The sequence below is a fragment of the Niastella koreensis GR20-10 genome (genome assembly GCF_000246855.1).
GTDB lineage: Bacteria > Bacteroidota > Bacteroidia > Chitinophagales > Chitinophagaceae > Niastella > Niastella koreensis.
Map to the genome: position 1 here is coordinate 3,993,749 of NC_016609.1, position 23,704 is coordinate 4,017,452.

23 protein-coding genes are annotated in these 23,704 nt (G+C 47.0%); 14 read left to right on the top strand and 9 right to left on the bottom strand.

Features of this window, described 5'->3' with window-relative positions; all coding sequences use genetic code 11:
• The first annotated feature begins 54 nt into the window (after window positions 1-54).
• Window positions 55-2,436, top strand: a complete 2,382-nt coding sequence (locus NIAKO_RS15465) for an ABC transporter permease (protein ID WP_014219391.1) — start codon at window positions 55-57, stop codon at window positions 2,434-2,436.
• A gap of 42 nt (window positions 2,437-2,478) precedes the next feature.
• Here NIAKO_RS15465 and NIAKO_RS15470 read toward each other — a convergent pair whose 3' ends face one another.
• The 4 genes from NIAKO_RS15470 to NIAKO_RS15485 all read right to left on the bottom strand — a co-directional run bounded on the left by NIAKO_RS15470 (window position 2,479) and on the right by NIAKO_RS15485 (window position 5,314).
• Window positions 2,479-2,925: an SRPBCC family protein gene (locus NIAKO_RS15470; RefSeq protein ID WP_014219392.1), complete on the bottom strand. Its 447-nt coding sequence runs from the start codon at window positions 2,923-2,925 to the stop codon at window positions 2,479-2,481.
• 179 nt (window positions 2,926-3,104) lie between these two features.
• Window positions 3,105-3,935, bottom strand: a complete 831-nt coding sequence (locus tag NIAKO_RS15475; protein ID WP_133055276.1) for a helix-turn-helix domain-containing protein — start codon at window positions 3,933-3,935, stop codon at window positions 3,105-3,107.
• A 68-nt stretch (window positions 3,936-4,003) separates the two neighbouring features.
• On the bottom strand, window positions 4,004-4,819 hold the full coding sequence (locus NIAKO_RS15480; protein ID WP_014219394.1) for a universal stress protein: 816 nt from the start codon (window positions 4,817-4,819) through the stop codon (window positions 4,004-4,006).
• Between the two features lie 150 nt (window positions 4,820-4,969).
• Window positions 4,970-5,314, bottom strand: coding sequence for a heavy-metal-associated domain-containing protein (locus tag NIAKO_RS15485; protein WP_014219395.1), 345 nt, complete (start codon window positions 5,312-5,314; stop codon window positions 4,970-4,972).
• Window positions 5,315-5,599: 285 nt separating this feature from the next.
• Here NIAKO_RS15485 and NIAKO_RS15490 point away from each other — a divergent pair, with 285 nt between their 5' ends.
• Complete coding sequence (locus NIAKO_RS15490) at window positions 5,600-6,091, top strand: hypothetical protein (protein ID WP_014219396.1); 492 nt, start codon at window positions 5,600-5,602, stop codon at window positions 6,089-6,091.
• Window position 6,092: 1 nt separating this feature from the next.
• On the opposite strand, the gene NIAKO_RS15495 is transcribed toward NIAKO_RS15490, so the two are convergent.
• Window positions 6,093-6,848 carry a helix-turn-helix domain-containing protein gene (locus NIAKO_RS15495; protein ID WP_014219397.1) on the bottom strand — a complete coding sequence of 252 codons (756 nt, stop codon included), beginning with the start codon at window positions 6,846-6,848 and terminating at the stop codon, window positions 6,093-6,095.
• Between the two features lie 72 nt (window positions 6,849-6,920).
• Here NIAKO_RS15495 and NIAKO_RS15500 point away from each other — a divergent pair, with 72 nt between their 5' ends.
• On the top strand, window positions 6,921-7,571 hold the full coding sequence (locus tag NIAKO_RS15500; protein ID WP_014219398.1) for a hypothetical protein: 651 nt from the start codon (window positions 6,921-6,923) through the stop codon (window positions 7,569-7,571).
• Here NIAKO_RS15500 and NIAKO_RS15505 read toward each other — a convergent pair.
• Window positions 7,568-8,029, bottom strand: coding sequence for a YybH family protein (locus NIAKO_RS15505; protein WP_014219399.1), 462 nt, complete (start codon window positions 8,027-8,029; stop codon window positions 7,568-7,570). The genes NIAKO_RS15500 and NIAKO_RS15505 overlap by 4 nt on opposite strands.
• A 102-nt stretch (window positions 8,030-8,131) precedes the next feature.
• Here NIAKO_RS15505 and NIAKO_RS15510 point away from each other — a divergent pair, with 102 nt between their 5' ends.
• The 3 genes from NIAKO_RS15510 to NIAKO_RS15520 all read left to right on the top strand — a co-directional run bounded on the left by NIAKO_RS15510 (window position 8,132) and on the right by NIAKO_RS15520 (window position 10,907).
• Window positions 8,132-8,911 (top strand): helix-turn-helix domain-containing protein, encoded by a 780-nt coding sequence (locus tag NIAKO_RS15510; RefSeq protein WP_014219400.1) that lies wholly within the window; start codon window positions 8,132-8,134, stop codon window positions 8,909-8,911.
• 92 nt (window positions 8,912-9,003) lie between these two features.
• On the top strand, window positions 9,004-9,933 hold the full coding sequence (locus NIAKO_RS15515; RefSeq protein ID WP_014219401.1) for an alpha/beta hydrolase: 930 nt from the start codon (window positions 9,004-9,006) through the stop codon (window positions 9,931-9,933).
• A 56-nt stretch (window positions 9,934-9,989) separates the two neighbouring features.
• Window positions 9,990-10,907, top strand: a complete 918-nt coding sequence (locus tag NIAKO_RS15520) for a helix-turn-helix domain-containing protein (protein ID WP_041346802.1) — start codon at window positions 9,990-9,992, stop codon at window positions 10,905-10,907.
• 12 nt (window positions 10,908-10,919) lie between these two features.
• Here NIAKO_RS15520 and NIAKO_RS15525 read toward each other — a convergent pair whose 3' ends face one another.
• The 3 genes from NIAKO_RS15525 to NIAKO_RS15535 all read right to left on the bottom strand — a co-directional run bounded on the left by NIAKO_RS15525 (window position 10,920) and on the right by NIAKO_RS15535 (window position 15,769).
• Entirely contained in the window at window positions 10,920-11,474 is a 555-nt protein-coding gene (locus tag NIAKO_RS15525; protein ID WP_014219403.1) for a hypothetical protein, read from the bottom strand.
• Between the two features lie 164 nt (window positions 11,475-11,638).
• Complete coding sequence (locus tag NIAKO_RS15530) at window positions 11,639-13,555, bottom strand: sigma 54-interacting response regulator (RefSeq protein ID WP_014219404.1); 1,917 nt, start codon at window positions 13,553-13,555, stop codon at window positions 11,639-11,641.
• A gap of 15 nt (window positions 13,556-13,570) precedes the next feature.
• Window positions 13,571-15,769 carry a tetratricopeptide repeat-containing sensor histidine kinase gene (locus NIAKO_RS15535; protein WP_242675453.1) on the bottom strand — a complete coding sequence of 733 codons (2,199 nt, stop codon included), beginning with the start codon at window positions 15,767-15,769 and terminating at the stop codon, window positions 13,571-13,573.
• A 204-nt stretch (window positions 15,770-15,973) separates the two neighbouring features.
• Between NIAKO_RS15535 and NIAKO_RS15540 the strand changes: the two genes are divergently transcribed.
• From NIAKO_RS15540 to NIAKO_RS15575, 8 genes are all read left to right on the top strand, one after another.
• Window positions 15,974-16,759: an alpha/beta hydrolase gene (locus NIAKO_RS15540; protein WP_014219406.1), complete on the top strand. Its 786-nt coding sequence runs from the start codon at window positions 15,974-15,976 to the stop codon at window positions 16,757-16,759.
• 37 nt (window positions 16,760-16,796) lie between these two features.
• Window positions 16,797-17,777, top strand: coding sequence for an alpha/beta fold hydrolase (locus NIAKO_RS15545; RefSeq protein WP_014219407.1), 981 nt, complete (start codon window positions 16,797-16,799; stop codon window positions 17,775-17,777).
• A 114-nt stretch (window positions 17,778-17,891) separates the two neighbouring features.
• A complete protein-coding gene (locus NIAKO_RS15550) occupies window positions 17,892-18,818 on the top strand; it encodes an MBL fold metallo-hydrolase (protein WP_049815536.1) in 927 nt (308 codons plus the stop codon).
• A gap of 34 nt (window positions 18,819-18,852) precedes the next feature.
• On the top strand, window positions 18,853-20,619 hold the full coding sequence (locus NIAKO_RS15555; protein ID WP_014219409.1) for an amidohydrolase: 1,767 nt from the start codon (window positions 18,853-18,855) through the stop codon (window positions 20,617-20,619).
• A 1-nt stretch (window position 20,620) separates the two neighbouring features.
• Complete coding sequence (locus tag NIAKO_RS15560; protein WP_165761253.1) at window positions 20,621-21,055, top strand: DoxX family protein; 435 nt, start codon at window positions 20,621-20,623, stop codon at window positions 21,053-21,055.
• A complete protein-coding gene (locus tag NIAKO_RS15565; protein ID WP_014219411.1) occupies window positions 21,052-21,492 on the top strand; it encodes a DMT family transporter in 441 nt (146 codons plus the stop codon). Before NIAKO_RS15560 ends, NIAKO_RS15565 begins: the two co-directional genes overlap by 4 nt.
• Before the next feature lie 2 nt (window positions 21,493-21,494).
• Window positions 21,495-22,871, top strand: a complete 1,377-nt coding sequence (locus tag NIAKO_RS15570; RefSeq protein ID WP_014219412.1) for an alginate export family protein — start codon at window positions 21,495-21,497, stop codon at window positions 22,869-22,871.
• 27 nt (window positions 22,872-22,898) lie between these two features.
• Window positions 22,899-23,660 carry an alpha/beta hydrolase gene (locus NIAKO_RS15575; protein WP_014219413.1) on the top strand — a complete coding sequence of 254 codons (762 nt, stop codon included), beginning with the start codon at window positions 22,899-22,901 and terminating at the stop codon, window positions 23,658-23,660.
• Window positions 23,661-23,704: the final 44 nt, after the last annotated feature.

Sequence of the window (23,704 nt, forward strand, 5' to 3'; positions counted from 1 at the left end):
AGAAAAAAAGGCACTTTTCTGGCTGTGGTATAGCCGTAGTCTAAAATCAAAAGCATGTTCAAAAACTATCTCCATCTCGCACTCCGCCAGCTGCGCAGGAACCGTGGCTACTCCTTTGTCAATATTTTCGGGCTCGCCACCGGCATGGCCATCGCCATTGTCATCGGCATTTGGGCAACCGATGAATTGTCGTTCGATCAGGGAATTCCGAATGGCAACCGCGTGGTGGAGATTATGCAGAACCAGTGGCCACAGGGCCAAACCAGTGAAAAAACGCCCCCCCTGTATGTAGGCACCACCGTGTCCCCGGCCCTCAATCCCTGGCTGCAAAACGGTAACTACCGGAATGTATTCGCCCAAACAGCAATGGTCCTTTGGGCGGGCCGGCATTTGCTGGTGAACGGCGACAAAACCGTCGCCCAAACCGGTACCTCGGCAGAATATACTTTCCCGCTCATTTTCGGTTATCGCTTCCTGAGTGGCACTGCCGCATCCATGCGCGATCCGAACACCGCTTTAATTTCACGATCTACGGCCATTGCACTCTATGGCACCGAAAACGCAGTTGGTAAAACCTTTAAATATGAAAATCGCCGGCCGTTCGTCGTGGGCGGCGTTTATGCCGATCAGCCCGCGAACAGCAGCTTACATGAGTATGACTTTTTTATTTCGATGGCTAGTGAGGAAACCAACTGGGTCAGGATTATCGACGATTTCGAAAACCATAGTTGCCGTATGTTTGCCCGCCTCGCCGGTAACATCACCGCAGATCAGGCAACGGCGCGCATCAAGAATATCTGCAGCCCCCATGTGAAGTACGCGTACGAAAACTACCAGGTGCTTCCATACCCCAGCCTGTATCTGCATTACGATGATACCAACTCACTCAGTGGGGGCCGTATCGTTTATGTGAGAATGCTCGGGATCATAGGAGTCTTTATTCTCTTACTGGCCTGTATCAATTTTATGAACCTGGCTACGGCGCGCAGCGAAAAACGTGCAAAGGAAGTGGGCATCCGCAAAACCATCGGCTCGCTGCGCAGTCATCTCATTGCCCAATTCCTTGGTGAGTCGGTTATGCTCGCCTGTTTCTCTTTTATCATCGCCATTGCCCTGGCGGCGCTCACCCTGCCCTGGTTCAATCAACTGGCCGGCAAAACCATGACCTTTCCCTGGACAAACCCGCTTTTCTGGGTGCTCGCATTGATCTGTACGCTGATCACCGGCCTGCTGGCCGGCAGCTACCCGGCCTTCTATCTTTCCGGCTTCCGCCCGGTGAAAGTGCTGAAAGGGATTGTCAAAGCCGGTAAAGGCGCCAGCAATCCACGCAAGGTTCTTGTGGTGATCCAATTCTCCATTTCGCTTGCACTGATCATCGGCACCATCGTCGTATTCCGTCAGATCCGGTTTGCCAAAGACCAACCGTTGGGTTATAACCAGGGCGGTCTGATCACCGTTCCCGCTAATACGCAGGAACTGGACGCTCATTATGAAGCTCTTCGCCAGGGCCTGCTCAATACAGGTATGGTGGCCAATATCGCCAACGCCTCCGCGGACATCAACGCATTTTACCGGAATAATAGGCTTGAATGGGAAGGAATGAGTGAAGAAGCAAAAACCGTCTCGTTCCGCGACGTTTTTGTAAACGCTGATTTTGGTCCCACTATCGGCTGGAGCATCATCAAAGGACGTGACTTCTCCCGTGCATACCTCACCGACAGTACAGCCGCCATCGTTAACGAAACGGGCGCCCGCATCCTCGGATTTAAAGATCCCATTGGCAAGACTATCAAACATTGGGGAAAGACCTATACCATTGTCGGAGTGGCGAAAAACATGATCAGCAATAATCCCTATTACCCGGTGCAGCCCGCGGTGTTTATGGGTGAAGGCGGCCATTCCGTGTTTACGATCCGGATCAAACCCGGTGTACCGGTACGCACCGCCCTTGCCGCGATGGAACCCGTCTTCAAACGATTCAACCCGGCCAGTCCATTTATCTATTCTTTCATTGATGAGGAGTATCAGAAAAAGTTTAATACCGAGTCGCGCATTGGCAATCTCGCCACGGTGTTCTCCGGCCTGGCCATCCTTATTTCCTGCCTGGGCCTCTTTGGTCTGGCCTCCTTCGTTGCAGAACAACGCACCAAGGAAATCGGCGTTCGCAAAGTGCTTGGCGCCCGCGTTATCGGTCTTTGGGCACTCCTTTCCGCCGACTTTATAAAACTGGTGGCGCTGTCCATGCTCATAGCGATACCGCTTTCCTACTACTGCATGAACCAATGGCTTCAGAACTATGTGCTTCATACCTCCTTATCCGCATGGATCTTTGTGATCGCCGGCCTGGGCTTACTGTTCATCACCCTGGCAACGGTCAGTTACCAGGCCGTGCGGGCGGCGTTGATGAATCCTATCAAAAGCCTGCGTACCGAATGACGTTTTTGGCTTTAACCCGTTTTCTTCACTTAACGTGTCAACTCACTTCGTCGGCTTTCTAAACACCCCCTGGCCGGTTGTTAAATAAGACTGTAAACTTGTTTTTATCCAGTGCGTCCAGCCCTGTTCACAATCTGTGTAACACTCTACTTCAGGCGTTAGCCCTTCATGGGTAAATGTCAGGTCGGTTTCACCGTTATGTTCGTTCAGGTCAAAGATCAACCGGGTGTTGGCCCATTCCTTTTTGTCGGTAAACCAGGGCATATAACAATCTTTAATAAACCACACCACCCTTTTACCAGGCACCAGTTCGCTTACCGCCATATCGAAGAAAGAATCGCCCCCCATGGTTATCTGAAAGGTGTCGTTTTGCTTTTCGGAGTGTCCGGTAAAGGTCACACCCCACCAGCCGGTTACATTGCTGATCTTTTTAATAGCTTCAGAAGCGCTTATTTTTGCAGTAATGCTGCTGTTAAAATCGTTTGCCATTGTTATTTGATTTATAACAGCAAAGCTAGCCCGGCAACCAAAGCGGGTATTGTACAAATCGGAACTCCCCCTTCCCCGCCTTCCTCTATCAACGCTGTCAACGCTGTCAACTTCCCGCTTTGTACTTTATTTATCTCAACTTACTTGTCAACGTGTCAACAAGTGAACTTGTCAACCCGTCAACTCGTATAATGCTTCGTAGCAAGCTCATTCAGACCGCCTTGCAAATCAGTAGGGGTAGAACCGGTGAATCGTTTAAATGCCTTGAGGAAATGAGACTGATCGTAGTAATATTCGTAGATGTGTTCTTTTAAATGAAACAGATCCGCGCCGGTTGAATATGCCTGGTAAAATTGTTTGAACCGGATGATCTCGGCCAGGTTTTTCGCGCCGGTACCCAGGTTGGCCGAAAACTTTTTATGCAGCCAGCGCGCACTGTAGCCGGTTTCTTTCTCCAGCTGTGCTACGGTGATCAATCCTTTATTCTCAACAATCCGGTTGATGCAAAAATCGTATATGAGGTCAGACGATGCATTTTCCAGCCGTTTAAGCAGAAAGTTTTGCAGCAGCTGCACTTTACCTGCCACCGTTTTCGCCTCCCCTATTCTCTCCTGTAGTCCTGACACCTGTTTGCCCAACAGGTCGGGCATGCCAACGATATGATTTTTGACTTCCGTATACGGTAACTGAAAAAAGCGATAGGCGCCGAGCGGATTGAATTCAACCAGGATGGTATTGGTTTGAATATCGTCTGTGGGATCCAGCATAACAGCGGTATCGATCAAACCCGTAAATGACAACTCATTCTCTTTTTGGGTAAAGGTGTTGTCGTCTACCCGGGCCACTATGCCGTTTCGGCTGGTAAAGGTGAGTTTAAAATTGGCGTTGGGCACAATCAGTTTTTTATCCAGGGCAGGCAAACGGCCGCTGCTTTCAAACACCCACATCTTTGCAACATATGGCTGCAATAATGGATGTGGCGTAACCGGATTGAAACTGAATGTTGTCACTAGCTAAAGATACTACAAAGGCCCGACTTACGCCAGGCCTTTGGTCCTATAAATAAACAAACGCAAGTTTAAGAAGGTAATGACAACAGCGGTACGTTGTTGCCGGAAGCCATCATCCTGGTTTTGCTACGGTGTACAATAGAATCCCAGAATCCGTATTTGTACGGCGACATAATCAGCAGGTCGGCATGGATCTCCTGAATCTCCTCCTGGATGGCGCTGATGATCTTACGCGACTGCACATTCTTGTAATAGTAATTGATGCCTGCCAGGGTTTTGTCAACCACCGCATGGCCTGCTTCATCGGCGCCCTGCAATGCTTCCAGCGTTTCAGTAACATAAAACACTTCAACCGCAGCGCCGAATACGGTAGCCAGTTCATGTACATCTTTCAACACTTTATCTTCCACCCCTTTTTCGAGGTCACAGGCAAACAAAACGTTTTTAATGCCCTTGTATTTGGCACTTACCGGAATAGCCAGCAACGGGAACTCCAGCTTATGAATAGTGGAGGTAGTGGTGTTACCCAACAAGTCCTGTTCAACAGATCTGTTGGCCATACCCATCACCACCACAGCCGGTTTATACTGGTTAATACAGGCCACCAGGCTGTTATAAAAGTTACCCGAAGCCAGGTAAGGCTTCACAGGTACATTATACTTTTTGCTCAGTGCATCCGCTGCTTTATCAAGGTTCTTCCGGAATAACTCCAGCATACCGTCAATATCGTCGCTGGAAGCCCTGGCATTTAAAAGATGAATAGAGATTTCACTGTAATTAAAGAGGATCAGTTCGTGGCCTTGTTCGGCTGCCACCGCTGCAGCATATTCTGCCGCATTTTCAGCTTCCGCTGAATAATCGGTAGCGATGAGGATTTTTTTCATAACGAGATCGGGATTGTTCCTCTTTATAACAGGCGCCGATCGTATTTGTTTATCCCGTTCAATATTTTTTGTCGGAAATACAATTAAAAATAAAAAAGAGCCATCACGGCCCTTCTTTATAGTGATTATACTATTGCTTTGTTATTAATGCTAAAGACACTTTACTTCAGGTTCCTTTCCGATAGCTTTTACATGTTGCGTATCATGCCCGGTTTCGGCAACCAGCTTTTCAATTTTGTCGAGCGTAATGTTTGACCGGTTAAATCTTACCAGCAACAATTGTGACTCAACATCCCAATCGGCCAGGTAAACACCCGGCAATTTCCTTATTGCCTTCTCAATGGTTTGTTTACACTGGGTGCATACGCCCGTAACGCGAATTTTTTGGGTAGAAGTAAAGGGCCCGTCCCGTTTGTCATTGTAGAGACTGCCGCTCTGCGCTTTTGCCGCCGGCCATGCAACTAAAAAAACGGCTGCACAAATGAAATGCTTCATGTTGTTTTCTTTGTTTTTTGTAAAAAATGGGCAGACAATCGATGGAAAGACAACCGTGGTACAATTCTTTTATATGAAGTATTCATATTTTTTGCGGCGCTAATTTCGCTATTTAGCATGAACCATGTATTAATTCAGGCTAATTAGTATCAAAAAGTGGAATTTTTTTTCACTTAACGAAAACATATAAAATGTTTTAATGTGCGGCATTCCGGCTAAATGTTAATACCGTGGTATAACTTTTTCAGGGAACTAGAATGATTTTAAACCAATAATAATTTAACTATGAAAGTATCATCTGCGCTGGCCGGAGGATTGGCAGGAACAATTACAGTGGCATCCCTGCATGAGGCAATGAGAAGAGTAATCCCCACTGCTCCCCGTATGGATCTGCTTGATATGGACCTGTTACGCAAAGGACTTACAAAAATGAATAGAACAGTACCGGGTGATGATACGTTGCAGCGCTGGGCCGTAGGCGGCGAACTGTTTTGTGATACTGCTTATTTTAGTATGGCAGCTGCGGGCGGCAGGAAAAGAGTATGGTTAACCGGCGCCTTATTAGGACTGGCAGCAGGCATTTCGGCTGTTGTGTTACCCAAGTCGATGGGGCTGCCTGAACCAGGCAATAAAACAACGGGCACAAAACTCATGACCATAGGTTTGTATTTTCTGGGCGGATTAGCTGCGGCAGCAGTGGCACGTCTGGTAGAAGGTTCGAAGAAGCAAAGCGAAGAACTGGAATATACCGAATATATAGAAGAAGTTTACCAGTAAATCAGTCAGCCTTTAGTAAGGCCGTTGGACTCAATCCAAACATTCTTTTAAAAGTGCGATTAAAGTGAGGAGCATCGGCAAAGCCGCCATCCAGGGCCACGTGCGTAAAATTGGCACGCTTGTCGAGCTTTTTTACCGCGGTCATCAACTTCGACCACAGGATGTACTTGCGAACAGGAATGCCTACCTGTTGCGTAAACAAATGGATCAATCTGCCTGGTGAAATATGAACAGTACCAGCCAGGTCTTGTATGGAAACAGCTTCCTGTTCCGGCTCCCGGAGCAAGGCCAGCACCTGTGCAATCCTTTCATCAAGGGGTTGCGGTGTATGCTTATGGGCTATGGAGGCAAGCAAATCATTTGTTAAATGATAAATTTCATCAGCCGGATTGTTTCCCGCTAACAAAACCTTCAGTTGGCCCAGGTAATTATCGATGGCAGCCAGTGGCAGTTCTGCCATCCCGGTTTTAACTAAATATTCCTTTTTTAACGCGGTTCCGATACCTGTCTCCGGGTCGATATTGACCAGGACAAAAGGACCGCCAAAAGTTCTGCATTCATGCGGCACATCCGAGTTGATGATGACTGCCTGGTATACCCGCTGCACACTTTTACTAATCACTTCAATGGGCCTCTCCAACGCAATAGCAATCTGAATGGCATGATGGGCATGCACCTTCGTATCTGCTCCCCGGCCGATATACATAAAATACCCAGGCCAGAAAAGCAACAAAGGGAAGTTTTTATCACCGGTCATACCGCGAAAATAGCCAAATCGTACAAGCCTGTAAATATTTGTTGAATGAACTTTGCATCAAATATATCAGCTATGTATGCAATCAATCATGCGGCAACGGCCTTACTTATTAAAAAGAACAAACCGGAATTGCCTTTATGGCCGCTGTTAATATCTGTTCAGCTGGTGGAGATAGGTTGGGTTATTTTCAACTACCTGGGCATTGAACATTATTCAGTTACAACCGGCAAACTGCACCTCGACTTTCTCCCCTACTCCCATTCTGTTTTTTCGGGTGTATTGGCAGCCTTGCTGTCCTATGTCATCTTAACGCCGGGATTTAAAAACCGGAAACTGGCCATCGCTTTTGCCATCGGCGTACTATCACATATTGCTATTGACCTTATTTTCCACGAGCACGATATCCGGCTCTTCCCTTTTGCCGAACATCCGGTTTGGGGGTTGGGCATCATCAAATATCCATTGGTAAATTTCATCCTCGAACTGCTGTATGGAATAGGCTGCTGGTGGTATTTCGGCGGAAACAAAAAGCTTCTGGCGGTTATCATTATTTTTAATCTGGCCGATCTGCCCACCATGTTTGCCTCCGGCGATGCGTTAAACCCATTGAAACTGTACCCGTTTATTTTACCTACGTTTATTCTTATACAAATACTCCTCACCTGGTATTTTGTCTGGCGCTATGCCAGACAAAAACCGGTTGGGACGCGAAGTAGCAACTAGTTTATAGCATGATTACCACTAAACGAATCCCTGTACATCTTCCAGCCCTTGCTGGTCTTTTTCCAAAGCACCAGAAACTTTCCCTCGTCGAATAATTCACCTTTTGCATTGATCGATTGCCAGATGCCCTCTTCCGTTACATATTCCTTTCCATCGCCATACACGTTAGTAGTGATGAATTGGCCATTTCGCAGGCCATAATCATTGTAACCCGCCCGAAAGAATTTTGCAATAGCGTCCCGGCCGCAAAAGGCCGGGGCATTCGGGGCCAGAATGCAGGCATCATCTGCATAGCTATTGATAAAAATGGTGGAGTCGTTTTTGACAAAGGATTTAAAATAGCGGGCATTGCTTTCCGCAATGGCTTTTTTGGCTTCTTCCAGTTGGGCACTCCCCGTAATACTTACGCCAATCAGGAATACAGCGAGCAAAAACAAGATCTTTTTACCGTTTCTCATGTTTATAAATTTTAGTAAAGGTAAAAGCCGCCAAAAAGGCTAAATTGTATAAAAGCGAACAGTCGCCAGCCGGTTGGCAAATGAATAATCTTTGATTACCATATGAGAGACAAGGTGTTTTATCCCTCGGGTGTTTTAAGCCGTTATGTAAAGTACTACTGGACCTGCGCCCATGACCGGGATGCACTGGAGGTTATGTATCCTACCGGGTGTGTGGAATTGTGTATCGACATAACGGACGGCGCAACAATAAGACATCGCGGCAGCCAGTCTGTGCCGGTGCCGCGCCTGGAGGTGTTGGGTCACTGGACAATACCTACCAGGGCCACCATCAAAAAAGGCAATACCTGTCTTATAACACGTTTTCAACCCTTTGCCGGCGCCCTCTTCTTCCCCAACCCCATTGCTGAATTTACCAATGAATCCATCGACCTGTTTGATGTACTCAATAAAGAATGCAGTGAATTTTACAACCGGTTAATGGAGCAGCCATTGCTGGAACAAAAAGTAACAGTGCTTGAAGCGTTCCTGGTTAACAGATTGGAAAGGGCCCAAAAAAACCAGGAGAAGATAGGCCTGGTGGAAGTGTTGTGTCATTCCATCAGCCACCAGGAAGATTCGTTTGATATGCGGCGCCTGGCGGCGGAAACCGGGTTTTCTGTGCGGTATATCCAAAAACTGTTTCAGCATTATGTAGGCATCTCCCCCAACAGCTTCCATTCGGTTCAACGCTTTAATAAAAGCCTCCAATTGGTACGGTCGGCGGATATGTCGCTGACAAATATCGCCTATGAATGCGGCTATTACGACCAGGCGCATTTTATCAGGGAGTTTAAATCCTATACGGGCCTTACGCCTTCACAATTGATCCTGCAGCCATAACAAGCTTCATTTTGGATACACATCCCGGTATTCTGAACACTCGGGGCGGCCGCCGCTGGTTGAAATTTGTGTCATAATAAACAACAGATATTATGACAAAGACAATAACCAATCAGGCTGTCAGCTTTAAATCAAATGGACTCAATATTGCAGGCATGCTTTACCTGCCCGCCGATTTTCATTCCTCCACACAGCCACGTCCGGCCATTGTAGTAGGCCACCCCGGCGCCGGAGTTAAAGAACAGGCTGCTGGTTTATATGCCGGGCTGCTGGCTGAACAGGGTTATATCACCCTGGCCTTTGATGCCGCTTATCAGGGCGAAAGTGAAGGATTACCCCGCAACTATGAAGATCCGGAACAACGAATCGAAGACATAAAAGCAGCTGTTACATTCCTTTCTACGATGCAGGAAATAGACGCCAACCGCATCGGCGTACTCGGTATTTGCGCTTCTGGCGGTTACGGCGTAGCCGCCACGGCTACCGATCACCGGATAAAAGTGCTGGCGACGGTTTGTGCGGCCGGCATCGGACATCAGTTCCGGCATGGTGGCGATGGGCATCAAAACCCGGCCGTGATCCAGGCCCTGCTCAACCAGGCAGCCGCAGACCGCCAGGCAGTAGCCAATGGCGCAGCACCCGGCGAATTTCCCATCTTCCCCGCCAATGCTGAACAGGCAAAAGGGATGGGCCAACACGTATATGAAGGCTGGGAGTATTATTGTACGGAGCGAGGCTTCCACCCGCGTTCTGCCAAAACCTTTACGTGGAAAAGCGTAGAGTTGGTCGCCGGTTTTGACGCTTTCCGGTTCGCGGATCTGATCGCACCCCGTCCCCTGCTGCTGATCGCCGGTTCGGAAGCCACCACCTTATGGATGACCCAGGAAGCAATGGAAACCGCCAAAGGGCCCAAAGAACTGTTTATGATAAATGGCGCTACGCATGTGGACCTGTACGATAAAATCGAATTCGTTGCCCAGGCGGTAGATAAGCTGGTTACTTTTTACCATTCAAATCTGTAAAACACTGCCTCCTTATTTGCAGCACGGATAAGGAGGCTTTTTCCTACTTTTAAAACATGAAGAAGATGCCCGTTGTGCCTCAACAGATCGATTCCATTTCACAGCTACACCGGTTACTGGGTTTGCCCAAGCCCCAGCACCCTATGGTAAGCCTGGTGCACAACTGCAACGTGCGCCTGGTGAAAGACCAGTTCCCCACTACACTCCTGCTTAATTTTTACAAGATCTCATTTATCCAAGACATGCGCGGAAAGGTAAAGTATGGGCAAAGCTTTTATGACTTCGAGGAAGGCGGGATGGTTTTTGTGGCGCCTGGTCAGTTGCTTACTACATCCCCTGATGCAGATGAATACGAAGGCTTCAATATTTTTGTACACCCCGATTTCTTTCGTGGTTATCCGTTGGCAGCCAGCATTGAAAAATATCATTTCTTCACCTATGCGGCCAACGAAGCATTACATCTGTCAGATAAGGAGCGCAAAACCATCCTGGCTCTTTTCAGGATCATTGAAGACGAACTGCAATCGAACATCGATGATTCCAGCCAGGATGTGATTATTTCGCAGATCGAGTTGTTGCTCAGTTACAGCAACCGTTTTTACAAACGCCAGTTCACTACCCGCAAAGTGATGAACAACGACCTGCTGGCAAAACTGGAACAGGTGCTCGATACCTACCTCGACAAGGACATGGCGTTGGCAAAAGGACTGCCAACGGTTCAATACCTGGCAGAACAACTACATGTGTCACCGCACTATTTAAGTGATATGCTCCGAACGCAAACGGGACAAAATGCACAACAACTCATTCATCATAAAATAATAGAACGGGCAAAAGTATTGCTGAGTAATACTACCCTTACCGTGGCGGAGGTAGCCTATCAGTTGGGATTTGAATATCCGCAGTCATTCAATAAGCTGTTCAAACAGAAAACACGGGTTTCACCATTGGAGTTTAGGAAGTCGTTCAATTGAGGAACGTGATAATTAATTACGATTTGTTGAGGTATCGCTGTATACCGGTTGCTGAAATCCAGTCAGTTTCTCCAGGTAACTCCCGATCTCATCTTTTCGCCAATGGCTGGAAGGAGTTATAAAATAGGTCCCATTATAGTTATTACCGGTTTTATTAACCAGGATCTCAAACGATTCGCCGTCCGCTGCAACCAGGATCATTTTTGTTTCCCACACATTGGAGGGATGACTGGGAGAATATACTTCCGCTTTTTTCAACAATTGAACAATGGTATCTATCTGTTTGCTGTCGGTAATTGTATAATCCCTCCCGGTTAAATTTACTTTCCAATCCGGCAATGCAGGTTGCAGGTGTATGGCAGCAATAACTTTACCGTTTAGCCTGGAAATAGAATTCCATGTTCCAAATATTTTCCGCGGCATAAAGGAAAAAGAAAAGAGAATCAACACCAGGGCAATAAAGGTGAAACGTCTGGTAAAAGGTCTCTTTTTGATCCTTTTATCAATCCGGTAACAGTATATTAAAATTGCTAAATAAAGTACCCAAACCAGCAGATAGTAGTTCATACGTTTATTTTTAACTCCGCCCTTCCACGTTGTCAAAAATAGGGAATTATGCAAATACCGTTAAAACACTATTCCTGTTTCATAATTTTCACACTGCTGCCATTTCCAGGGAAGAAATATTGCTGAAGGAAGTACCATCTGAAGATTGTGCCAGTTGAACAACCCTATTCCATATACTCCTTTTTTATCCCAAGCTTCTTCATCTTTGATTTCAACGTAGAAGGATTGATATTCAGGATCTCGGCCGCGGCGCCCGGGCCCCATATTCGCCCATTGCATTTCTTCAGCACAGAGATGATATAGTCCTTTTCATTTTCAACGATCGTTTTCATCGCTGCATCCTGTGCGTCCTCAGTGCCTTGCTTTTTTGTAACAGTGGGCAGCAGGATCTCTTCAATCACTGGTCCTTTGGATAACAACACACTTCGTTCAATTAAATGTTCCAGTTCGCGGATATTGCCGGGCCAGTTATATGCCATCATTTTCCGGAGCACATTATCGGAGATGCCACTGAGTTTTTTCCCTGCTTTATGGCTGTAGTGATTCATAAAATGATACCCCAGCGCAGGGATATCTTCTCTGCGGTCACGCAAGGGCGGTAGGGTAATGGGAAAAACATTCAAGCGGTAATACAGGTCCAGCCGGAACCGGCCATCGGCTACTTCTTTTTCCAGGTTTTTATTGGTAGCTGCAATAATGCGCACATCCACTTTAATGGTGTCCCTGCCTCCTACTCTTTCAATTTCCTTTTCCTGTAATACCCGCAATAACTTCACCTGCAGTTCAACCGGCATTTCACCCACTTCATCCAGGAACAGCGTGCCCTTGTCGGCCCGTTCAAATTTGCCGATCCTCTTCTCCAGCGCCCCGGTAAATGCGCCTTTTTCGTGCCCGAACAATTCTGATTCTATCAGTGTGGCAGGTAATGCGGCACAGTTCAATTTCACAAATGGTTTTCCTTTGCGGGCCGACAGGTTATGGATGCAATCGGCAATTTTTTCTTTGCCCGTTCCGCTCTCACCCAAGATAAGCACCGAAGTATCTGAAGGCGCTACCTGCGAAATGTAATCAAATACATTTAACAACAAGTGGCTTTTACCAACAATGCCATCAAACCTGGTCTTCGTTTCCTGCTGTAACAGTTTGCCGGCTTCACTCATTTCCTGCTGCAGCAAATGCTCGATGGTTTGCATCAGCGAAAACTGGATCCTTTCAAACAGCTCCAGCTGCTCGGTGGTATAAGCATCCGGTCTTCTGCTGAATAAACAAAAGCTGAAAGGTTTCCTGTCCATCATGCGCATGGGCATTTCCAAATGTGATCTTAACTGGAAACTATCTGCAAAAAGCTTTCTTAAAGAAGGCTGCCGGCAAATATTTTCAAAAGCAGCCTCCTTATAAATGGCGGCCACTTCCGCTACCGCATCCGGCGCCTGCAATGCCATCAACGCGTCGCCCGACATTCCTGTAACGGTGGCCAGTTCCTGCAGACCCATCTCCTGGTATTCATCGAAACCTGTTCTTAAAAAGCACCTGCCTTTAAAGAAGGGGTCTTTTATATTATCAAACCCTACGGCGAGAAAATCGAAAGGAATAAACGATTGCAGGGCGGTGGCTATTCGCAACAACTTTTCCGGCCAGGTACCGGCGTCTGTTACAATTGACTTCAGCAATTTGCGCAATTCAGTCTCCTTATGGTACCGCGCATCCATACTATGTGCATGGCGGTAACGGGCAATTTCAAGGGCCACCAGCAGATCCTTCTCCCGGAAAGGTTTTACCAGGAAACCATAGGGATGCGTTTGCTTGGCAGCATTCAAAACTTCTTCATTGGAGTTGGCCGATAGAAATACAAACGGGATATTGTCTGTTGCCAACACTTTTGCCAGGTCGATCCCGGTTTGTTTGCCTTTTAGAAAGATATCCAACAAAACAAAATCCGGCTTTTTTTCCTTTATCAGTTCCAGGGCCTGATCAACCGAACGCGCCATGCCGGTAATACCATAACCCGCCTGTTCCAGCAACAGGCGTACATAATCCGCCTCCACAAACTGGTCTTCTACAATTAAAATTTGTTCTTTCATAGTCAGTTATTTTGGTTACGCTTCAGCAATAAAATCAAGCGTTATTTGTGTGCCATTGTTATTGTGAATTTGAAATACCGCATCAAGGTCATCACTCAATCCCCGCATCAACCGCATGCCCATAGTGGTCTGGCTGGCAGCATTGAATGTCGCCGGCAAGCCAACTCCATTGTCTTTGATTGAAAGCAGAAAATGTTCGTCGCCCAGGCTTTTCAATGAAATATCTATTACACCTTCCTGCTTATCCGGAAAAGCATGCTTTATGGCATTGGTAACGGCTTCGTTCACAATGAGCCCAACCGGAACGCAGTATGAAACAGTAAAAGTTACCGGGTCAATTTGCAGGTTGAACCGGATGGTATTGCCGGTATGAAAACTGTCTTTCAGGTAATCGATCAGCTCATGAATATAACCGGTCATGTTGATGGCTGATAAATTATCTGACTGATACAATTTCTGATGCACCAGCGACATGGCCTGAATACGCTGTGAGCTTTCGGTTACCGCCTGGATGGCTTCCTCACTCTGCAGGTAGGCAGCCTGTGTATGCAACAGCCCCATTACCATATGAAAATTGTTCTTTACCCGGTGATGGATCTCCCGCACCAGCCATTCCTTTTCTGCCACCAGCTGTTGCAGGGAATTGTTTTTCTTTTCAATTTGTATTTGCTGCACCTGCAGTTCCTGGTTAGTGCGTTGCTTTAACCGGGAATAATTCACCAGCAAGCCTACAATAGCTATCAATAACAGGACAGCCCCAACAATCCAGCGTTTGGTATTTTGTTCCTTTGCCAGCTCGTTTTGCTGCAACTGCTTTTCATTCTCCAGTAACCGGATGTTCTGTTCTTTTTTCTGCGTTTCGTATTGCACGGTCAATTCTTCGATCTGCCGGCTTTTTCTTTCATTGTAAATGGAATCATTGAGAAACTGGTAGTACTGCAGGTTTTTAATGGCGGCGGAATAATTTCCCAACGCAGAATCTGCGGTGAACCGCATTTTGAACAACTCCCGTTGGTCTATTACCCGGTCCGCGCCCATAATTGTCACGGCTGTATCCAGGTAGGTTTTCGCTTTCTTAAACTGCCCATGCTGCAAATAAAACCGGCCCAGATCCATATTGCCTATTGAAATGGTTTCATTGTCGAAACCTGCTTTACGGCAGTATGCCAAACAGGAAATGTAGTTTTGCTCCGCTTCCGGGTAGCGCTTCAATGCATCAAAACAATACGCATAATTTTGTGCAACGGCAGACTTTTCCCGTAAGTTTTTTGGCGGATATACCACCAGCAGGCTATCCATCAAAGCAAGGGCTTCCCTGTTCTTTTTTAGTTTTATCAGTTGCCTGATAAGAAAAGTTGCCGTTTGTAAGACAGATGTCCCGTCCTGTTTTTGTTCCGATCTTTTTTCAAGTGTTTTCCGGTACCAATGGCAGCTTTCTTCCGGACGGCTCAATTCATCATATACCAGGGCCAGTTCGCCATAATAATTGTCAAGAGAAGTAGTATCATTATTACGCTCAGCATTTTCAACACATTTTGTGGCGTATAAAAGCGACTTCTCATAAGCACCCCGGTACCTGTTCACATAAGAAAGGGAATAATATACATCCGAAACCTTTGTACTTCCTATCTTATTATATAATTCAAGCGCACGCAGTAACTCGCTTTCTGTTAAATTGGATTTCCCAAAATTATAATGGAAACCTGCCAGTATAGTCCTCGCATAAGCTTCTCTTTCTATATTGTGCGCCTGCGCATACAATTGGACCGCTTTATCTAAATAAGATTCCACCTCGGCGCTATTTTCCTGGTACCAGTTTATTTTCCGGCCCAGCCTCAGCCAGGTACGCGCCTCTCTTTGCACATCGCCTTTTGCATGATAAATAGCCGCCACCTGAAAAAAACTTTTCTTCCCCTCTACCGTATCGTCTTTGTTAAGATGAGCTTCCGCGACAAGCAGAGTGCTTTCGAACCAAAAGTTCCTTAAGTGCAGGGAATCGCCCAGCCTGAGGGCCTGGTTAAACAGGTCAGCGGCAGAATCCATCATGACCGCTTTTTTATCGCTGTTGATCTGTTTAAGGTAGGTTCTGCCCAGTTCATACAGGATCAGAAGACGATTACTGTCCCGTTTGCTTTCCTTCAACAATTGGCGCAATTCACCCTGCGACAGGTTGGCCGCCAGCTGTGCCATAGCCGGCGCTGCCATTACCATCATAAAAAAAGTATATGTAACAAACCTCAGCATGCAGGAAATTGCTTTATATAAAATTAAAATAACCACCGCGAAATTTCGCGGTCTCACAGCGCCAACCGCGAAATATCACGGTTTACCTACACTCTCATTTAGCAAAGCTATTGAACTGCATTCACTTATAAAAAAGGCATCGTAATTGGCATGGGATACCCATAAATGTTATTTATGGGGAAAACACTTCCAAAAACAGTCGTCTTTATCACCGGCGCTTTTGTTCATCACAGCTGCTGGGACGAATGGAAAAACTATTTTAAAAGCAAGGGGTACCATGCCATCGCCCCGCCCTGGCCGCATAAAAGCGCTTCGGCCGAAGCTTTGCGCAACAGCCATCCCAGCAAGAATATTGCCGGTAACCGGCTGGCGGCATTAACGGATTATTACGACAACATTGTAAAGCAGCTTCCTGAAAAGCCCATCCTCATCGGTCATTCCATCGGCGGGCTGATAGTGCAGCTGCTGTTGCAAAGAGGGTTGGGCTTTGCGGGTGTTGCCATTCACTCGGTGCCGCCACAGGGGATCATGACCTTTAAATTCTCCTTTCTAAAGGCGGGCTGGGGGCCACTTGGCTTCTTTACTTCCACCCGCAAATCGTTTCTGATGTCGTTCAACCAATGGAAATATGCTTTTACCAATGGTATGGATTGCGATGATCAGAAAGAAGCCTACTACCAGTTTGCCATTCCCGAATCCAAGCTGATCGTACGGGATACCATCACCAAAGCGGCCAAAGTAAACTTTGAAAATCCGCATGCCCCGTTGTTACTCACCTCCGGCAGTGACGACAACACCATTCCGGCTTCGCTGAATTACTCGAATTACCAGAAATACAAAAACAGCAATTCCATTACGGATTATGCAGCATTCAAGGGTAGAAATCACTTTGTTTTAGGCCAGCCCACCTGGAAAGAGGATGCAGATTATATCCTGGACTGGCTTACTAAACTACCATAATTATAGACTTCAACCAACAATCAAAATAATTCTTATTATGACAAAATTGATCCCGGTACTTTTTGCTGCCCTTATTTTACAGGCAGCCTGCAACAATGCGCCAAATGAGACAAAAACGGCAACCACTCCTTCTGCAGACAGTACTCAAACTACTACTTCAACCACGCAACCAGCTGCCCCCCCGGCCAATTTTAAACACGCCACCGCCAAAGTAAACGGCGTGGATGTTCACTATGTGATCGGCGGACAAGGCGAACCGCTGGTGTTATTGCATGGGTTTGGGCAAAACTGGTATATGTGGAACCGCCTGTTGCCTGAGTTCTCCAAACATTTTACCGTAATCGCACCTGATCTTCCTGGCCTGGGCGAATCGGGCAAACCTGACAGCGGGTATGATAAAAAAACGCTGGCCACTTACATCCATGGCGTGGTGAAACAACTGGGTTATGAGCACATCAACCTGGCCGGTCACGATATTGGCCTGATGGTGGCTTACGCCTACGCCGCACAGTTTTCAACCGAAGTAAACAAACTGGCATTGATGGATGCACTGCTTCCCGGGGTTGAACCGGTTTGGAGCCAGGTGAAGGGTTCTGCCTGGTGGTTTGGTTTCTTTTCCTTCCCCGCTTCGGGCGAATTGGTAGCAGGCAGAGAACGCCTGTTTCTGACCAATTTCTGGCCGGTAGTGGGCCATGTAAAAGATCCGTTCACACCCGAAGAAGTAAATGAATTTGTACGGGCTTATGCCGTAAAAGGTGGCACCACAGGCGCCTTCCATTGGTTCGGCGCTTTTGAGCAGGATGCAAAGGACAATAAGGTATTTATGAAGACCAAACTTAAAATGCCGTTGCTGGCCATGGGTGGTGAATATTTTGGCGCCGGCTTCCTGGTAGATCATTGTAAACTGGTGGCTGAAAATGTAAAAGGCTCCAATATCAAAGGCGCGGGTCACTGGGTAGTGCAGGAAAATACTGCCCAGGTTCAAAAAGACCTGTTGGATTTCTTTCTTTCAAAATAATACGCACTAACACACATCCCATAAAGAATTGTAGCGATGAAAAAGAACCATGTAGTCACAATAATGACAGGCCTTTTCCTATCTCTTAATTTCACAGCTATCGCTCAAATCCCCTTGCCACCCCAGGTCCCCATCTGGGATGGCAACAAGGTGGAGCTGACATTGCACAAAGTAGCCACCGATGTATATGCTATTCAACCCACATCGGTAGAATCGGAAACCACGAAGGGTATTCCACAGGCCACCTCAGGCGGGTTTATCGTAGGCGATAAAGGGGTAATGCTGATAGAATGTTTCCTGAACAAAAGACTGTTCGAGCAGGAAATGAAATTGATCCGGTCGGTAACCAGCAAACCCATTTTGTACGCCGTAAATACAAGCGATCATGGCGACCACTGCTTCACTGATTATTTGTTACCCGCCAATACCCTCATCATTCAGAATGAGTTTGCCAAACAAAACCTGGCTAAGAATTTCGAGGGCATCAAACAGTTTATGATCATGCTGTTTGGGAAAGGGCGTGGCATTGAAGAAGCAACCTACCGGCCGGCAGACATAACCGTTGCCAAGAACAATAAATTCACCGTTGACCTCGGCGGCGGCAAAACCGTTGAACTGATCAATACCGGTTCGGCGCAGTCACCCGCAGATCTTTTTGTATGGATGCCCACTGAAAAAGTGTTCTGGGCAGGCAATCCCTTTATTGCCGAAAGCCCTACCATTCCCTGGCTGTTTGACGGGTACTTCCTGGAACCCGCAGCCAATTTGAAAAAGATGTATGATATGCTCCCCGATGATGCCATCATCATCCCCGGCCATGGCAGGATCACCAATAAAGCAGGCATAAAATATACCCTCGATTATGTGCAATCCCTCCGCCAACAGGTACAGGCAGCCGTACAAAAAGGGCTCACGCTTGAGCAAACAAAGCAAACAGTGACCATGAAGGAATATGACAAAGGGTATGAGCTGTTCAACTGGCTTCATTACAACTTCAACCTGCCCAACGCATATAAAGACATCAGCAACAACAAGCAGTAATAACACATATAGAAAGTCCTCAAAAACAATAATCATGAAAAAGCTTTTGCTTATTCTATTATACCTATGCCCGCTGCTGATTGCAGCACAGCAAAAAGCCGACCTCATCCTGATTAACGGCAAGATAGCCACCATGGTGAAAGCCGGCGAATTCAAAGAGGCCGTAGCCATTAAAGACGGGATCATTGTAGATGCAGGCAGTTCCGCCTCCATACTTGCCAAATACAAAACGGAGAATACCCAGGTGGTAGATGCCAAAGGCAAAACGGTAGTGCCGGGGCTGAATGACAGTCACCTGCATGCCATCCGCGAAGGCCTGAACTATAATGCCGAACTGCGTTGGGACGGAGTGACCTCGCTGAAACGCGCCATGGAAATGTTAAAAGAACAGGCAGCCCGCACCCCACCCGGTGTTTGGATAAAAGTAGTAGGTGGCTGGAACGAATACCAGTTTGACGAAAAAAGACAACCCACTATTGACGAGATCAACCAGGCGGTTCCGGATAAACCCGTATTTATTACTTACCTGTATGGGAAAGCGTTTGTAAATAAAAAGGGAATAGAGATTTTAAAATACGACAAGAATACAAAGTATGAAGGCAGCCTGGTTGAACTGGATGCCAATGGAAATCCAACCGGCATGTTGTTCGCTAAGGAAACGCCTAAAGCCATTTACACCACGCTGGCGCTGACCACAAAACTTTCCCATGATGAAAGACTGAACTCCACCCTTCAATGGTACCATGAATTAAATAAATATGGCCTGACCAGTGTAGTGGACGCAGCCGGCGGCGGTCAGTTCTACGCCGATGATTATTCAATTGCCATAGAGCTGGCCAAAGCAGGTAAACTAACGCTGAGAACGGCTTATTACCTGTTTGCCCAGGTATATGGAAAAGAATTGCAGGACTATGAGAGCTGGGTGAAATCGGTAAAGCTCAAACAAAACGACAACATGCTTTTGGCCAATGGATTTGTAGCAGAAGGCGGCGGCGAAAACCTGGTAGCCAGTGCAGCCGACTTTGAAAATTTCCTGGAACCCAGAATTGTGTTGTCCGGTAAAATGGAGGCCGACCTGGAACCCATCATCCGGTTGTTCGTGCAGAACCGCTGGCCTTTCCGGTTACACGCCACCTATGGCGAATCGATAGACCGGATGCTGACAGTGTTTGAAAAGATAAACAAAGAAACTCCCTTTAACGGGCTGCACTGGTTGTTTGACCATGCGGAAACAGTAACCGAACCCGAGCTGCAACGCATAAAGAAATTAGGCGGGGGTATTGCGGTACAGTTCAGGATGTATTACCAGGGCGAGCTGTATAAAAAAATGTATGGCGAGCCGGATCATCAGATCCCACCGATCAAAAAAATGATCCAGTTGGGCGTGCCCGTTGGATTGGGAACCGATGCCACCCGCATCTCCACCTTCAATCCCTGGATGAGCCTGCATTGGGCAACCACCGGAAAAACGATTGGCGGCTACCAGTTCTGGCCACAAAAGGATGTATTGACCAGGTTTGAAGCCTTGCAATTATATACCACCGGCAGCGCCTGGGTAAGCGGCGAAGAAAAGCTAAAGGGTAAAATAGCAAAAGGCCAGTATGCTGACCTGGTAATACTCAACAAGGATTATTTCTCTATTCCTGTAGACGACATCAGGTCCATTCATGCCGAGTGTACTATCGTGAATGGCAAACCGGTTTATGGCGAAGGCGAGTATTCTAACCTGGATGCATCGCCACCTGCTGTTATCCCCGACTGGAGCCCCGTAAAATATTATGGAGGGTATCAAAACAAATAGTATGAAAAAGTTACTCGCGAAAACGCTCAGCCCCCATCCCCGGCCGGTTGTTTTTGATTGGGGCATGCTCCTGCTGCGGGTGGCAGCCTCCCTGGAAATTGCCATCGTTCATGGGTTCAAAAAGATTGGCGTAGGCGTAGCACAGGCTGAAAACATTCCTAATCCGCTGCACCTGCCGGAGGCATTCAATAATGTGTTTGCCATTGCGGCTAACATCGTGTTTCCCTTTTTTGTGTTGACAGGCTTTTTCACACGATTGTCGACCCTGCCTACCCTTGCGGTTACGCTCACGGGATATTTCGTAGTGCACTGGAATGATTCGCTTTTAGAAAAGGATACGCCTTTCATCTACAGCCTGATCTTCCTGGTGATTTTGATCCTTGGGCCCGGTAAATATTCAGTAGACAATTCACTTTCCAAAAAACTATCAGCATGAAATATATCTGGATCATTATGGCGCTGTTATCCGGAGCTTTTCTTCCGATCCAGGGCGGTATCAATTCCCGGCTCGGTAAAGAAATCGCAAGTCCGGTACATGCTTCATTGATCTCATTTTTAGTAGGCGCCGTTGTGTTGTTCACTTATACCCTCATCATGCGTCAGCCGGTACAAATAAGCGGTTTGAAAAATGCGCCTTTATACCTCTGGAGTGGCGGTTTGTTAGGCGCATTTTATGTAACGGTCATAATCCTGGCCTTTCCTAAAATTGGTCCGGCCCTCACCTTCGGGCTGGTCGTAGCCGGACAAATGATCATCTCTATCATCCTGGACCATTTCAATATCCTGGTGGCCCAACCGCACCCGGTTAATATCTGGAAAGTATTGGGCGTTTTGCTCGTGATCACCGGAGTAATAATTGTCAGAAAATCTTAAACATGAAAGCACTACTAGCCATCTCCCTGTTTCTTTTATTATTATCAGGGGCCTATGCGCAATCGATACCTGCGTTCAAACAACTCCGGTATGACGAGGATTACTACAGCCTGAAACAGGACAGCAACCCGAACTGGTATAAGAAAACCAAGTTCAATCCCCTTTCAAAGAATGGCAATACGTATGTCAGTTTTGGGGGCGACATCCGGTATCAATACCAGTGGTTCAAAAATGAGAACTGGGGAGAATCGCCCCAGGACAACGACGGGTTTATTCTTACCCGCACGCTGGCGCATGCCGACTTTCATGCAGGCAGTCATTTCAGAACGTTTGTGCAGCTGCAAAGCAGTTTCGCCAACGGCAGGGCAACCACGCCATCACCCGTAGAAGAAAACCAGTTGGACCTGCACCAGGCGTTCGCCGATCTGGCATTTCCGCTGAAGGATGAACAGTCGCTAACGATCAGGGTTGGCCGGCAGGAATTGTTATACGGCTCGCAAAGACTGGTAGCTGTCCGGGATGGGCCTAATAACCGGCAATCATTCGACGCTGCCCGGTTGTTGTACACCCATCCGGGCTGGAAGGCCGACGTGTTCTTCTCGCATTTTGTACAGTCGAAACAACAGATCTTCGATGATGGCTTTAAGAATAATACCCGGTTCTGGGGCGCTTACCTGGTTAAGAACAAGGTACCCATCCTGAATAATGTCGATCTCTATTACTTCGGGCTTTTGAGGAACAATGCAAAATTCGATGATGGTGCTGGAAGGGAACTAAGACACTCCGTAGGCAGCAGGATCTGGTCGGCTAAAAAGTTCTGGCGATACGATGTTGAAGGGTTGTATCAGTTCGGCGGTTTTGCCGGCAAAACAATCTCTGCCTGGACATTCTCGGTTAACACCGGTTATAAGTTTGCAAACACTTTACTGAAACCGGAACTGGGAATAAAAACAGAGCTCATCAGCGGCGATGCAAAGTATAATGATAACAAACTGCAAACTTTTAACCCGCTGTTCCCACGCGGCGGTTACTTTGGGTTGGTATCATTGATCGGCCCTTCCAACCTGTGCGATATCCATCCATCTTTATCACTCGATCTGTCGCGCAGGCTGTTCTTTGGCCTCGACTATGATCTTTTCTGGCGTTACAGCAGGTATGATGGCATTTATGGGCCCAATGTGGCCATGATCTATTCAGGAAAAAAGAGTGATCAAAAATCCATAGGGCGGCAGTATTCAAATACCCTGGAATACATTCCCAACAACTACCTGTATTTCCGCGTGGAATTTACCTGGTTCAAGGCCAGTGATTTCCTCCAGGATGTTGGCCCGGGTAAAAACATTTTGTTCACAGCCGTAACGGCTCAACTTAAGTTTTAACGCTTTTATCAAATAACACTATCAAACATGAAAAAGCTTATTCATTCCACCTTATTATCCATTTTACTTTTAACCATTTCAATTATGACAAACGCACAAACTCCAACAGGCGTCAAAAACGTCGTGATCGTTCACGGAGCTTTTGCCGATGGCTCCGGCTGGCAAAACGTATATGAGCTGCTTACCAAACAGGGGTACCATGTTACCATTGTTCAAAATCCATTATCATCTTTAAACGATGATGTGGCCGCTACTACCAGGATCCTCGACAAACAGGATGGACCTACCGTGTTGGTTGGCCATTCCTGGGGCGGATCGGTTATAACCCAGGCCGGTGTTCATCCTAAAGTGGCCGCGCTCGTATATGTAGCAGCCTTTGTACCCGAGGTTAATGAAACCACGCTCGATCTTATCAAAACAGCTCCGCCTGCAACCGAGAATGGTATTCTTCCTCCCGATGACAAGGGTTTTATATTTTACGACAAACAAAAGTTCCATGCAGGTTTTGCCGCCGATGTTCCAAAGGAAAAAGCGGAATTCATGTATGCATCACAAGGGCCGATTGCGGCACAATCCTTTGTTACCCCGTTAACCCAGGCAGCCTGGAAAACAAAACCATCGTTTGCGATTGTAGCAGCAGAAGATAAAAGCATCAACCCCGACATCGAGCGGTTCATGTATAAAAGAGCAGGATCAAAGGTTACCGAGTTACACGGCAGCCATGCTATTTATATGTCAAAGCCAAAAGAAGTGGCCGAAGTGATTGAAATGGCAGCAAAAGGGAAATAAGATATAAGGGTCACATGAGAATAAAAAAGGACCGCCTCAAAAGT

What these genes read in the sequence shown, in the direction of transcription:
- NIAKO_RS15465 (WP_014219391.1), top strand. Translation starts at nt 55, where the DNA reads ATGTTCAAAAACTATCTCCATCTCGCACTCCGCCAGCTGCGCAGGAAC.
- NIAKO_RS15470 (WP_014219392.1), bottom strand. Translation starts at nt 2,925, where the DNA reads ATGGCAAACGATTTTAACAGCAGCATTACTGCAAAAATAAGCGCTTCT.
- NIAKO_RS15480 (WP_014219394.1), bottom strand. Translation starts at nt 4,819, where the DNA reads ATGAAAAAAATCCTCATCGCTACCGATTATTCAGCGGAAGCTGAAAAT.
- NIAKO_RS15485 (WP_014219395.1), bottom strand. Translation starts at nt 5,314, where the DNA reads ATGAAGCATTTCATTTGTGCAGCCGTTTTTTTAGTTGCATGGCCGGCG.
- NIAKO_RS15490 (WP_014219396.1), top strand. Translation starts at nt 5,600, where the DNA reads ATGAAAGTATCATCTGCGCTGGCCGGAGGATTGGCAGGAACAATTACA.
- NIAKO_RS15495 (WP_014219397.1), bottom strand. Translation starts at nt 6,848, where the DNA reads ATGACCGGTGATAAAAACTTCCCTTTGTTGCTTTTCTGGCCTGGGTAT.
- NIAKO_RS15500 (WP_014219398.1), top strand. Translation starts at nt 6,921, where the DNA reads ATGTATGCAATCAATCATGCGGCAACGGCCTTACTTATTAAAAAGAAC.
- NIAKO_RS15505 (WP_014219399.1), bottom strand. Translation starts at nt 8,029, where the DNA reads ATGAGAAACGGTAAAAAGATCTTGTTTTTGCTCGCTGTATTCCTGATT.
- NIAKO_RS15510 (WP_014219400.1), top strand. Translation starts at nt 8,132, where the DNA reads ATGAGAGACAAGGTGTTTTATCCCTCGGGTGTTTTAAGCCGTTATGTA.
- NIAKO_RS15515 (WP_014219401.1), top strand. Translation starts at nt 9,004, where the DNA reads ATGACAAAGACAATAACCAATCAGGCTGTCAGCTTTAAATCAAATGGA.
- NIAKO_RS15520 (WP_041346802.1), top strand. Translation starts at nt 9,990, where the DNA reads ATGAAGAAGATGCCCGTTGTGCCTCAACAGATCGATTCCATTTCACAG.
- NIAKO_RS15525 (WP_014219403.1), bottom strand. Translation starts at nt 11,474, where the DNA reads ATGAACTACTATCTGCTGGTTTGGGTACTTTATTTAGCAATTTTAATA.
- NIAKO_RS15530 (WP_014219404.1), bottom strand. Translation starts at nt 13,555, where the DNA reads ATGAAAGAACAAATTTTAATTGTAGAAGACCAGTTTGTGGAGGCGGAT.
- NIAKO_RS15535 (WP_242675453.1), bottom strand. Translation starts at nt 15,769, where the DNA reads ATGATGGTAATGGCAGCGCCGGCTATGGCACAGCTGGCGGCCAACCTG.
- NIAKO_RS15540 (WP_014219406.1), top strand. Translation starts at nt 15,974, where the DNA reads ATGGGGAAAACACTTCCAAAAACAGTCGTCTTTATCACCGGCGCTTTT.
- NIAKO_RS15545 (WP_014219407.1), top strand. Translation starts at nt 16,797, where the DNA reads ATGACAAAATTGATCCCGGTACTTTTTGCTGCCCTTATTTTACAGGCA.
- NIAKO_RS15555 (WP_014219409.1), top strand. Translation starts at nt 18,853, where the DNA reads ATGAAAAAGCTTTTGCTTATTCTATTATACCTATGCCCGCTGCTGATT.
- NIAKO_RS15560 (WP_165761253.1), top strand. Translation starts at nt 20,621, where the DNA reads ATGAAAAAGTTACTCGCGAAAACGCTCAGCCCCCATCCCCGGCCGGTT.
- NIAKO_RS15565 (WP_014219411.1), top strand. Translation starts at nt 21,052, where the DNA reads ATGAAATATATCTGGATCATTATGGCGCTGTTATCCGGAGCTTTTCTT.
- NIAKO_RS15570 (WP_014219412.1), top strand. Translation starts at nt 21,495, where the DNA reads ATGAAAGCACTACTAGCCATCTCCCTGTTTCTTTTATTATTATCAGGG.
- NIAKO_RS15575 (WP_014219413.1), top strand. Translation starts at nt 22,899, where the DNA reads ATGAAAAAGCTTATTCATTCCACCTTATTATCCATTTTACTTTTAACC.